This is a genomic window from Paenibacillus contaminans (assembly GCF_003285015.1).
Lineage (GTDB): Bacteria > Bacillota > Bacilli > Paenibacillales > NBRC-103111 > Paenibacillus_V > Paenibacillus_V contaminans.
Genome location: NZ_QMFB01000020.1, coordinates 83,448 through 96,308 on the forward strand (window position 1 = coordinate 83,448; position 12,861 = coordinate 96,308).

General features: G+C 47.5%; 8 protein-coding genes. 2 read left to right on the plus strand and 6 right to left on the minus strand.

The window, feature by feature from the left end; all coding sequences use genetic code 11:
* Window positions 1–95 precede the first annotated feature (95 nt).
* From DQG23_RS28065 to DQG23_RS28075, 3 genes are all read right to left on the minus strand, one after another.
* On the minus strand, window positions 96–1,715 hold the full coding sequence (locus DQG23_RS28065; protein ID WP_113034360.1) for a response regulator: 1,620 nt from the start codon (window positions 1,713–1,715) through the stop codon (window positions 96–98).
* On the minus strand, window positions 1,693–3,513 hold the full coding sequence (locus DQG23_RS28070; protein WP_113034361.1) for a sensor histidine kinase: 1,821 nt from the start codon (window positions 3,511–3,513) through the stop codon (window positions 1,693–1,695). The genes DQG23_RS28065 and DQG23_RS28070 overlap by 23 nt, the downstream gene beginning before the upstream one ends.
* A 96-nt stretch (window positions 3,514–3,609) precedes the next feature.
* Window positions 3,610–4,059, minus strand: coding sequence for a VOC family protein (locus DQG23_RS28075; RefSeq protein ID WP_113034362.1), 450 nt, complete (start codon window positions 4,057–4,059; stop codon window positions 3,610–3,612).
* A 102-nt stretch (window positions 4,060–4,161) separates the two neighbouring features.
* On the opposite strand from DQG23_RS28075, the gene DQG23_RS28080 reads away from it, so the two are divergent.
* Window positions 4,162–5,100, plus strand: coding sequence for a helix-turn-helix transcriptional regulator (locus DQG23_RS28080; protein WP_113034363.1), 939 nt, complete (start codon window positions 4,162–4,164; stop codon window positions 5,098–5,100).
* 91 nt (window positions 5,101–5,191) lie between these two features.
* On the opposite strand, the gene DQG23_RS28085 is transcribed toward DQG23_RS28080, so the two are convergent.
* The 3 genes from DQG23_RS28085 to DQG23_RS28095 form a co-directional block, all read right to left on the minus strand.
* On the minus strand, window positions 5,192–6,571 hold the full coding sequence (locus tag DQG23_RS28085) for a D-alanyl-D-alanine carboxypeptidase family protein (protein ID WP_238178066.1): 1,380 nt from the start codon (window positions 6,569–6,571) through the stop codon (window positions 5,192–5,194).
* Window positions 6,572–6,852: 281 nt separating this feature from the next.
* Window positions 6,853–7,446, minus strand: a complete 594-nt coding sequence (locus DQG23_RS28090) for a YdeI/OmpD-associated family protein (protein WP_113034364.1) — start codon at window positions 7,444–7,446, stop codon at window positions 6,853–6,855.
* 190 nt (window positions 7,447–7,636) lie between these two features.
* Window positions 7,637–7,966 (minus strand): ArsR/SmtB family transcription factor, encoded by a 330-nt coding sequence (locus DQG23_RS28095; RefSeq protein WP_113034365.1) that lies wholly within the window; start codon window positions 7,964–7,966, stop codon window positions 7,637–7,639.
* 987 nt (window positions 7,967–8,953) lie between these two features.
* Here DQG23_RS28095 and DQG23_RS28100 point away from each other — a divergent pair.
* Window positions 8,954–12,343 carry a DUF4073 domain-containing protein gene (locus DQG23_RS28100; RefSeq protein ID WP_158560732.1) on the plus strand — a complete coding sequence of 1,130 codons (3,390 nt, stop codon included), beginning with the start codon at window positions 8,954–8,956 and terminating at the stop codon, window positions 12,341–12,343.
* The last annotated feature ends 518 nt before the right edge of the window (window positions 12,344–12,861 follow it).

Here is a 12,861-nt window from a genome sequence, read left to right on the forward strand (position 1 = left end):
CTGTCACTTGCTTGAATCAAGTATAAGCCCGTTACATAAACTTTCGTAACAGGCCGTTTCTTTACATTCGCTTACCTATTTTTTACCTCGATCATTCACTGCCGCTCCTCGCGCGCCCGGTAATCCTGCGGCGTAAAACCGCAAGCTTTCTTGAAAAACCGTGTAAAATGCGGCGGTGAAATAAAGCCGAGCGTTGCGCTGATTTCATGAATTTTCATATCCGGTTGGAGCAGCAGCCGCATGGCTTCCTTCAGCTTCGTCTCATGGATGTAGGCGAGCACATTCGTGCCCGTCGCCTTCTTGAACGCCCGGGACAAATACGAGGGATTCCACTCCGCAACCTCGGATAAACGCATGAGCGACAGGTCATCGCCCAGGTGATCGCGGATATACCCCTTCAACAGATCGATCGTCCGGTCCCGGCGTTCCGTCTGATCCTGCCGCTGCAGCTCGAAAATCGTTTGGGCCAGCCGGTCATAATAGCCGATCAGTGACGCCGAATCAAGCGGATGGCTGGAAGACTGCAGCAAAAGCGATAAATCCATATGCGCCGATAGGCGTTCCTGCAGATTGAAGCGGTGTATATGACGCAGAAAAACGAGCGAAAGCGCAGCATAAACCGATTCGAGCCGCATAGGCTCGGCAGTGAAATGCTTCCACTCGGCATCGAAGGCTTCTTCTTGGCCGGTGGCCAAATAGTCGCCGATCAGATCCGATTTGCGCAGCATTTTCGCCCGGTAAAGCTCCGTCTCGTCGAATTCCACCTGAACGACTCCGTTCCGGTCGCCGGCTTGACGATTGTATTCATGCTCCAGCATCGCCCAGCGGTCGGCGATATCCTCCCACTCGCAAGGCGAACGGTCCAAGAGACAGAACAGCGAAATATCGAAGGAGCGCAGAAAGGCGCCTTCCGCATTCTCCGCATAATCCCGGACGGCCAGCTGAATATCGCTCCACCTAGCTGGCTCTTCCGGCTGTTCGTCCGGGTTGCTTGCCGGCGGTTGAACGAACCAGGCGATCGTGTCTTTGCCGACAAACATGTACCTCATAATCAGACGGGAATAACCGTACTGATCCTCGATCGCTTTCATTCCCGCATGAAGCTGCGTCTTGCCGGCTTTCCATGCTCCGCGGTCCGATGCCATAAGCTTGGCCATCATAAGGAGTACGGGACGCCGCGGATCAAGCGGCATGCGCAGCTCCTCGAATTGTCCGGCTATGTCCGGCATAACGGCGGCTTCGCCGTGGAGCAGCTCGTTTAACAGCTCGTTCTGCAGCAGCGGCAGCGATTGTTCCATTTGCTGCATCGCTTTGGCCATCAGTCCCTCGATCTGCCGCTCTCCCGCAATATCCTCCGTCAGCTTGCCGATCGTCTCCAGTATCGTTTCATGACCTTCGGTCTTTAGCAGGTAGCTTGTATTGTCATACTGAATAGCCTCGTACACGTAATCGAATTCGCTATGCCCCGTTAGAAAGACGACCTTGCATCTCGGCCACAGACGGCGAATGTGCTTATGCAGCTCCAGTCCGCTTAGAACGGGCATCCGGATATCGGTCAGCACGATGTCGAACTTCCCTCTCCTTATCCATTCGAGCGCCGTCTTGCCGGAATAGGCCTTGTACAATTCCAGCTCGAACGGAAACCGTTCTTCCAGAAGCGTATAGAGACCGTCCGCAATATCAGGCTCGTCGTCAACGATCAGCAATCGAAGCATGTTCCTTCTCCCCCTTCCATATCGCCAAGCGAATTTCCAATCCTCCGAGACGGCTGCGCCTAACGCCGATTCCGCTGCTTTCCCCGTATTTCAGACGCAATCTTCGATGAATGTTCAGAAGACCGGTCGTTTCGATCGTGCTGTCATCCGTCTCCAGCAATCGCTGAAGCTTCTCCAGCCGTTCGTCATCCAAGTTAGGGCCATTGTCCTCCACCAAAATCAGCAAACAATCGTCCGCCTCCTCGAATGAAATGGCTAGAAGACCGCCTTCCTCGATATGATCGAACGCATGCTCGAAGGCGTTTTCGATTAACGGCTGAAGAATGAGCCTCGGTACCAAAACCGCCCGGTAGGACTCGGGCACTTCGCCGAACTGCGCCTTCATCCGCAGACGGAAACGCCGTTCCTGAATTTCCACGTAGATCATCGCATGCTTGGCCTCCTCGTAAAGCGGAACCTCATCCGTGGAATTGCGGGTAATATACCGCAAATAGCTGCCCATTTGCGAGGCGAATTGCTTGGCGCTGTCATGATCCTCCACCGCAATCATGTTATACAGGGAGAAATAGCTGTTATATAGAAAATGAGGATTAATTTGCGACTGGAGCTGCTTCAGTTCGGCGCGCTGCACTAATATTTTGTGCGTATACACCTGTTCGATCAGCTCCCGCAAATGGCGGGACATCTTATTAAAGCCTTGAAGCAAATAACCGAATTCGCTGCGGCTGTTCACGGCGACCGCCACGTCCAAATCCCCCTTCTCCATCTTTCGGAACGCCTGCAAAAGCGCCAATAACGGCCGGTGGATCATTCGGTACAGGGAAAAGCAAAGAACGATAATAAAGACGAGAAACACCGCTATTAATACCCAGAACAGCTGCTGGTAACGGTACAAATTGTTAAACAGGCTTTTCTCGGGAATATAATGAATGAGCGAGAAACCGAGCAATGGCGAGAAGCGAGAGGATACGAGCACGTGATCGTCGCCTTTCCCCACACTGCTTATCTTTTCATATCCGCCGGGCACACCCGATTTATACCGGTCGATATACCGTTCCAAAAACGGATTCTCGTAATGATGCGTGCGAACGATAAATTCGCCGCTCGGATCGATTAGCACGGAACCGCTATTCTCGCTGCTTTCCAAGGCGGATAACGACTTGCTCAGCTCGTTCGGGGAAAGCTCTACAATGATGGAATACAGCGCATTTTCGCCTTCGTACAGATCGCGCACCTCGTGAACGAGCACGATGTACGGGATGCCGCCGAGTACATAGATGGCTTTTCCGGGACTCTTCCGAGCCAGCTCGCGGGTAGCGTCGAATTGCTCGCGCGCCATCGCGCCCGCCCCCTGCATAGCGGTTATCGTGCGGTCGATGGAAGGTATATGAGCGGACACATCCGATATATAAACGCTGCTGTTCTTCAGAGCAAACAGCCTGTCCTGCAGCAGCAGGATAGCCTGACTTTTGTCGAATTTGTTCATATAGTCCGGAATAACCGCCAGCTTGTTCAGGAACTCGTCGTTAATCAGCTCGAACTGCAGCAATTGAATCCGTTCGACTTCCTTCTCCATCGCGCGTATATTCGCCTCAACCCGCGACTCCATCGAATTGGATATTTCGCGGCGCAGCGACTCCCGCCCCCCGGCGTAGAAGTTATTTCCGATCAAGACAATCGGTATCAGCAGCAAAGCCAAAATGATGGCAATGCGGAACAACAGTGAGCTCTTCAGCTTGCCCAGCCCCGTACGGATAATCCCACCCCCATTTTCTCCAAGATTACCATAAGGCCGCATTTTAGGAATACTTATAATTTTAATGGTATAAGGTTTCCCCGCAAAAAAACCGCCTCCATCCCCGCTTTGCAGCAGTTTTGAAGGCGGTTTTTGATATTATTGCAATCGCTCATCATACATAAGCTGGATTTGAATACCGAACGGGTCTTCAATAATTCCATACGCTTTGCTGAACACATTGGCGGATAGAGGAACGATGACCCTCACTCTGTCATCCGTGGTCAAGCTCTTGTAAAAATGCTCTATTTCCTCTAAGTCCGCACTTTGAATACATAAGGAGGTGTTGTTGCCGACCGTATATGTTTCTTTGCCGTCCATCGTATCCTCCGCCAGCATCACCTTTGTTTTTCCGATGGATAAGACGGAGTGGGAAATATAATGCTTATTTTCATCCGTAAGCTGTAAAGAGCTGTCGCGTTTTGCCATGTCCTCATAGGTTACAAGCAATCGTTCCTCTGCGTTCAAATGCTTTTTATAAAAATCTACAGCCTCTTTTGCCTTTCCGTTCATGGATAAAAATATTGCCGCTTCCAGCGTAGTACTCATGGGATTCGTCTCCTTTGCGTCTTGGCTCATTTGATTTGTATCCTGAGCTTAGTATATCTTTTAAAGGTATCAAGTCATGACACCTTTATAAGGAGAGTTAACATGAAGAAATCAGAACGATTAAACGACATGATTACATACTTAAACGGTCGGGAATTTTTTAATCTACATGACCTGACGGATAAATATAAGATTTCAAAAAGTACGGCTCTACGCGATATTCGTTCATTGGAACAATTGGGTATGCCTATTTATGCGGAGCATGGCAGACACGGTCGGTATGGGATCTTAAAAAATCGGTTGTTATCCCCCATTACGTTTACGATTGATGAAGTGTATGCGCTGTACTTTGCCATGTTGACTTTGGAAGCTTATCAATCCACGCCATTCCATTTAAGCGGCAATCAACTGAATGAAAAGTTCGAAACCTGTCTTTCTAAAAAACAAATCGAGCACATTCACAGAATGAAAAAAGTTCTGCAATTTGAAATGTACCCGCATCAATACGCCAGCCGCTTTTTGGATCAAATCTTAAAAAGCATTCTTACCGAGAGCAGCTGTAACATTCAATATTCGAAAAATAATCAGGTAAAAAGCTATCAAGTTCAATTTTTCAAAATTTCCGCTAAATTCGGCCAATGGTACGCTGCAGGGATAGAACTCCACACGAATCAACATAGGGTTTTCAGATGCGATCGAATAACCGCTATAACGGAAGCAACCGCGAAATTTCCGCTTTCTATCGACGAACTCCTTAGCCGCTCTTTAGAAATTTATCGTTCCGAGAGCAGTATTGACTTTGAAGTGGAAATTTTAGAACAAGCAAAAGATATTTTTTATAAAGAACATTATCCTTCCATGAAAATGGAAAATGGCGATCGAACCGTCATTTCGGGATTTTATAATTCGGGAGAAGAGGCGTTTATAGCTGACTATTTTATGAAGTATGGGAATTACGTTGTTTCCGTGAAGCCTGAATCGTTAAAAAACACGATCCAAGATAAAATAAAGAATCTTTTAAAACACTATCAGACATTATGAATCTGCATGCAGGCACAAGGTCAGCAATGGGAATCAAGCTGCCGCATCAAAAAAGCGCCCGCGAGTCGCGAACGCAAACATTCTTTCTGTTTCACCAAAAAAGACTGCGAAATCCTTCACGTATCGAACGTAACATCAAGCGGAACCATCCTGCCTTTTTCATCTTTTCCGCAGTGACCAAGTTAACCGTCTTCTCTTGGACCTTATCCATCCCCTCGCCTTGGTAGGTGAAAGTGATTGTCCCCGCCTTCGTTCCTGCATCAAAAGGAGCAGTGAGCTCTTCTAACGTTACACTGGTCTTCAACGAAAGCTGAGATGTATCGGTCCCTTTAGGAACAAGAAAATCAACGGCTTGTTCAGTCACTACCGGAGCCTCTGTTTGTTTACCTTTTACTACCGGAACTTTTTCAACGCCCTTTGCTACACTATCGCCGGCTGCCACTTGTCTCACTTCAAAGTGATTAAATCCAAAGTCCAACACTTTTTTCGTCTCTGTAAATCGTTCGGCCGTCGATTCCGTACCCATTACGACGCTGATCAATCGCATTCCATCACGTTCTGCAGTACTCGCAAAGCAATAGCCCGCTCTGTCGGTAAATCCGGTCTTTAATCCGTCAAGACCCTCGTAAGCGTATTGCTTCAATTTTGTATTTTGTTTATTGGATTCCAGCATCCAATTCGTGTTTACAAGCGGTTCTTTGTCCGATGCACGGAACTTATAGGATTGAATCGAAGTAACTTCCAAAAAATCAGGGTGATCCTGGAGCATGTAGGTTACCAATTTCGCAATGTCCATTGCAGACATCATATTTTCCCCTTTTTCCTCAGGACGAAATGGAATGGGCATATCCGAACGGTCAAGTCCAGTTGTATTGATAAAGGAAGTATTTGTCATTCCCATACGTTTCGCTTCCTCGTTCATTCGTTTAACGAAGTCCTTCTCCGTGCCGGATACGTATTCAGCAAGAGCAACCGCGGCGTCATTAGCGGAATGTACGACCATCGCAGTAAATAGTTCTTTTACAGTATGCTTTTCCCCTTTAGCAAGGAAAACGCGTGAGCCAATCGTTTTAGAAGCATTTTCTTTGACGGTTACAACGTCGTCCCACGAAATTTGTTTATTTTTGACTTTATCCTCGACAATGTACCCTGTCATCAGTTTAGTCATGCTTGCAGGAGCGTAAGCCGTATCGGCGTTAGTTGATAATAAGACTTGACCTGTTGACGGTTCGATAAGTACGGCAGATTTGAGTTTAAGATGGAGTGAACCGACCGCCGGTATTTGGACAGCCTCTGACGTCGTATTTGTGGCGATAGATTTTGTCGATGGTGCCGTAGGAACGGTTGATTCGGCATGCGCAGAAACGGGAACGACTAAAAAGCAAAGCAATAGGATTAGACTTATTGAACGCTTCCTGCGTGCAGATCTTTTGCATTTGAAAGTCATGCTTAATTCATTATTTTTTTTCAAACTAATCTCTCCTGTTTACAATGAAAAATGTTATCGGATGCACCCGGCGACAAAGTGACCCAAAACATAAATAATACCCTTTATCTCTCCTAATTTAAAGGGAGTGGAAATCAACGATGGTTACTTGAGTCAGCCACAGTATCCCCCCGTCTGCATTTTCCCCTACCTTTGCAAGGGCTCCTCCCCCGACAAATACGTACGTTGCTATCCGCACAAACAAAAACTCCGCGCTTAGCTCGGAGTTAATCCACGTTTTATTCCTTTGACATACTTAAAATATACTAATCATCCAATCCCTTTCCATCGAGGATATTCACGATATATTTTTCAACCCTTGACTCACGAGTTTTGGATTGCTTGGCTGCGGAAAAATGCAGGATGTAAGCTCTTTGCCGTCCCGGCGTCAATGCTTCAAAAGCCGTTTTTAAGTCGGGGATTTCAACGAATTTATTTTCTAATTCTTCAGGTATGATGTATTCCGTATTCTTCTTATAGTTCACTTGCAAACCGGCTTTCTCTGCTTCAACGGCCTCATCGATATATGCTTTCAAGATAAGCTGCATTTCATCTATCGCTTGAGCATCGGTGAACCGAATCTGGCGCGCTGCCTGAACATTTTCGGTTTGTTGGATTAGGATCCCATGGGGATCTTTTAACAATGCGCCTTTGTGAAACAGAAGAGCGCAGTAATCCTTAAAACCATGAATCAGAACAATGTTTTTATTGTCGAACGTGTAACAAGGATGCATCCACTTAAAATCCTCGGTCAGCCCGCAGTCAAGAACGATATCTCTCAACAGCTCGAATTCTTCCTTCCACTGCTTAAGCTTGTTAAAGTAAGGATCAATCTTAGGATTCCTTTCGCCTTTTATCATCAAGGTACCCCCTTTTTGTTTTAACTTGCCCGATTGCCCGGTTCGATACACAAGGATAAACGGCATCGCCTCCCAAACGCTCTCGAAGAAAGCGACTTCGTAAGCATAAGCTAAGGACTGGCGCGTTTACCGGTGAAATATCAGGCTTAAGTAGATGTCGTGTACTGAAAGTCCAAGGTTAATGTTAAACTCATTCTTCTTCCTCTTCTAATAATTGGTTCAGTCGTAATAAATTCGTTCTCCAAAACTTGCTGTAGAAAGCCAGCCAATCTTGAATCTCTCTGAGCGGAGAGGCGTTTAGCCTAAATCGCGTTTCTCTTCCGACTTTTCGGTCAAGTACCAGTCCGGCCTCTTTAAGAATTGTCAAATGCTTGGATACCGCCGTCCGGCCCATTTGAAACTGCGCCGTTAATTCATGAAGCGGTATCTCCTCTGCCTCTGCTAACAGACGAATCAGTTTGCGTCTGGTTGGGTCTGCAATCGCGTCAAACACATCCCGCAACTGGTTGTTCTCGCTCACAACACCCTCTCCTAAGCTTATTGCCGATTTTTTGATAGGACACCATTTGGTGACATTTTTATTGTAGGAGAGCATTTGGTGTCGTGTCAACAACGTTTTTAACTCCGCTTGAAATAACCTGCGATTTACGGAGTTCAATCGGACAATGTTCTCACCAGCCGAAACTACAAAAATTTGTTCCGGTAAATGATTGATGGTTCAACATTTCTAAATATCAACCACTCAGTAAGCATATTACTATTTAAAATTTCCGAGAATGAAGCTTGTAATAATCCGGTACAAAAATGCGAAATTACCTTTTCTTCAATTGACATGTCAACTTTATCTGGATCAATATTTTTCGCCGTTACTTGTGATACGGTTCACCTTTACGAGTCTATCGGCGAAAATGCTAAAAAAGCTGCCGTGGCACTTCGAAAAGTCGATTTCTGCCTATTTTTTTGCTGCATACTACTTTAGTAGGACTATTATCTACTGAAATTCCCTTAAGATGTTCAGATAGAAGCGAGTTAAGTATGGTAGAAATCACTAATCCGTTGGAGGATCAATATGTATATTCGTAAATTCGTGAGACAAGTTTGCTTCATTATGGTTATGGCCATGTTATTGTATCCGGGTTTTGTGTTTTCTAGTATCCCGGTATCCGCGGCATCGTCTACACCCATTATCAGTACAATCAAGAATGTAGGGACTCAAGGAATAACGGCTGATTCTTTAGGTAATATATATTACGTAAAAACGTCGGTTGGGAGTAAAATATATAAACTTTCTACTGCAGGAGTGGAGAGCGAATTTGCGTCTTTGGGATCGACAACTTACCAACTTGTCACAGATGCTAACGATAATATTTATGCGGCGGCTAATTCCGGGTTGAAAAAAATAGATCCTCAGGGAACGGTCACTTCAATCTCCGGTCCGACTAACGTGACGAGCATGGCACTTGCTATTGATAATTCCGGAAATGTCTATTATTCGGACACTCTAACCATGCTTAAAAAGGTAGATACGACGGGAAATGTTACGGTGCTGGCGTCCGGCTTTAATCAGAATATGGGTATGGCTGTGGATTCGAACGGCAACGTATACGTGGCCGATTATACGGCTCATGTAATCAAAAAAGTCGATACGAGCAATAACAATAATGTTACCGTCATAGCAGGAACCGCCTCATCTAGCGGGTACACCGGCAACGGTGGCCAGGCCAGCGACGCCAAGTTGAAGGGTCCGCACAATATGATTATTTCTGACGGGCAATTGTATTTTGCGGAATATGACAACTATGTTGTACGCAAAATCGATCTTGCCACCGGAATCATCGATGTGGTAGCAGGAAATGGAACAAGCGGAAATACAGGGGATGGCGGAGCGGCGGATGCCGCCACATTGGGGAGAGTGTTCTCCATAAGCAAAGACGCTTTCGACATTTTATACATAGCGGCCGAGAACGCTACAAAAATGGTATACACGCCTGGAACGCTGAGCGGCACTGTGCTGGATACAAGCAATAATCCTGTCAATGGCGCCACGGTTGCTATAGCCGGGACAACATCATCAACCACAACAGACGCGCTCGGAAGTTTTGCATTGAACAATGTTACACCGGGCAACAGAAATCTAACGGTGACGGCTGCGGGGTACGGGAATGGCGAGGCGACAGCGGCGGTCAATGGAGGTCAAGGAGTAAACGTTGGAAATATCGTAATCGGAGCTCAGGTTAGCGGCGTCGCTCTGAATAATCCTACGTTGACCATGGCAATCGGAGGAACTCCGGTCACGCTTACGGCAACGGTTTCGCCTAACAATGCCGCCAACAAGAGTGTGACATGGCAAAGCAGCGATACGACTATTGCAACTGTGGACAATAACGGACTCGTAACTCCGGTGGCTGCAGGAACGGCGACGATTACGGTGACGACGGCAGATGGAAGCAAGACAGCCACCAGTTTAGTAACGGTGACTAATCCGCCAGCGCCGGCAGCTCCGAATGTAACCGCCGATGATGCGGCTAACGTCATTGTGGGTCTGACTACGACGATGGAGTTTCAGATCGACGGCGGCAGCTATGTAAAGTACGACGGAACGAACGCGCCTGACTTGTCCGGTAATCGCACAGTGCTCGTACGAGTAGCGGCAGATGCGGCAACTGGCACGCCGGCTGGCGCATCTACAACACTGACATTCACAGCGAATCCGCCAGCTGCACCGAATGTGACAGCCGATGATGCGGCTAACGTCATTGTGGGTCTGACTACGACGTTGGAGTTTCAGATCGACGGCGGCAGCTATGTAAAGTACGACGGCACAAACGCGCCTGACTTATCCGGTAATCGCACAGTGCTCGTACGAGTAGCGGCAGATGCGGCAACTGGCACGCCGGCTGGCGCAGCTACAACACTGACATTCACAGCGAATCCGCCAGCTGCACCGAATGTGACAGCCGATGATGCGGCTAACGTCATTGTGGGTCTGACTACGACGTTGGAGTTTCAGATCGACGGCGGCAGCTATGTAAAGTACGACGGCACAAACGCGCCTGACTTATCCGGTAATCGCACAGTGCTCGTACGAGTAGCGGCAGATGCGGCAACTGGCACGCCGGCTGGCGCAGCTACAACACTGACATTCACAGCGAATCCGCCAGCTGCACCGAATGTGACAGCCGATGATGCAGCAAACGTCATCGTAGGATTAGATACGACAATGGAGTTCAAAGTTGACAACGGCAGCTATGTAAAGTACGACGGAACGAACTCGCCTGACTTGTCCGGTAATCGCACAGTCCTCGTACGAGTAGCGGCAGATACGGCAACCGGCACACCGGCTGGCGCAGATACAACGCTGACGTTCACAGCGAATCCGCCAGCTGCACCGAATGTAACCGCCGATGATGCGGCTAACGTCATTGTGGGTCTGACTACAACGATGGAGTTTCAGATCGACGGCGGCAGCTATGTAAAGTACGACGGATCGAACGCGCCTGACTTGTCCGGTAATCGCACAGTGCTCGTACGAGCAGCGGCAGATGCGGCAACTGGCACGCCGGCTGGCGCATCTACAACACTGACATTCACAGCGAATCCGCGACCTACGGCACCAAGCGAACCAGCGACAACGAGCTCAGGCGTGGACGTGGTGGACGTGCTTATTAATGGGATGGCGATAAATATAGGCGTTGCTACAACGACGAAGGTGGATAATCGGCAAGTCACGACCATAACGCTTAACCAGGAGAACCTTGAGGCATTAATCGAGGCAGAAGGCCAAGGTGCAGTGGTCACCCTTATATTATCAACGAATACAGACGTTGTGATTAGCGAGCTAAACGGGCAAATAGTCAAAAATATGGAGAACAATCAAGTCGTTCTGGAGATCAAAGTGGGAACGGCAACCTACACGATCCCTACCAACCAAATCAACATCGATGCCATATCCAATCAGGTCGGAAAATCAGTCGCCCTGCAAGATATTATGGTTAAGATTGAAATTGCAGAGCCGACAGCAGCTATGGTGAACGTGGTCGAAAATGCAGCTCTGAAGGGAACCTTTACAATCGTAGCCCCTCCGATCAGCTTTACAATTAATAGTACGTACGGAGATCGGACGATTACGATTGAGAAGTTCAATGCTTACGTAGAGCGAACCATAGCGATTCCTGACGAGGTGGATCCAAGCAAAATCACAACAGGCGTTGTCATAGACCCAGATGGAACTGTCCGTCATGTACCGACCAAAATAAAGAAGAAAGACAGCAAATATTACGCGATCATCAATAGCTTGACGAACAGTACGTATGCTTTAGTGTGGCATCCAATTGAATTTGGCGATGTGGTAAACCATTGGTCGAAGACGGCTGTCATTGACATGGGATCGCGAATGGTGATCGACGGTACAGGGAAAGGACAGTTTAGTCCCGATCGTAACATCACTCGTGCTGAGTTTGCGGCAATCCTTGTACGCGGCCTCGGGCTAAAGCTGGAGAGTGGAGATTCAGTATTCACGGATGTGAAGGCGTCGGATTGGTTCAGCAGCTTTATTAACACAGCATATGCCTATAATCTGATTAATGGATATGCTGATGGTTCCTTTGGTCCGAATGACAACATCACGCGTGAGCAAGCCATGACGATGATCTCCAAAGCGATGACCATTACAAGTCTGAAAGCGGGGCTTCCTATTCAATCCATCGAGACAACTCTACATCCATATCAGGATATAGCGAAAGCTTCCGAATGGGCAATAAGCAGTATAGCGGACAGTGTACAGTCCGGCATAGTGACAGGTAGAACAAGAACGGAACTTGCGCCGAAGGCATTTATTACAAGAGCCGAAGTAGCAGTAATTATCCAACGTCTGCTTGAGAGATCCAACTTGATTTAATTTCACACTAACAAGGAACGGTTATCCCGCTTTGGCTCGCAAGAGCTAGCTGGGATAACCGTTCTTTATCTATACTCTAGTTTTGCATCTCTAATTTCCTGCACAAGCAGGAGCAGACGTGGTTGTCACCGATATGTATTTATTAAGCCTAAAACAAGAAGCAGACCCAAAACCTCCTTCGCGTTTGTTTTTGAAATGTAATGGTCTCGCGCGTATTGCCCAGCTGCACGCTCGTCTCGTTCAGTTTTGTAACGGCAATGATCTTACCGTTACGGAAAGAGTACAGTAACGCAGCTTGCTTTCGAACTGCCTCATACTCATTCTCCACATTCAATACAATAAAATTGGCTGGATTGCCTGACTCAATCCCGTACTTATCCTCAATCTGCAGCGTAATCGCACGAAAAATGAAGATGACTTCTCCACTTTCCAGAGCAAAATACGCGTTTCTCTGTTCAGGAATGCTAGGCCGACTCTATAATCAAGAAGCTCATCATCATCAATCTTGCCCCCCACTT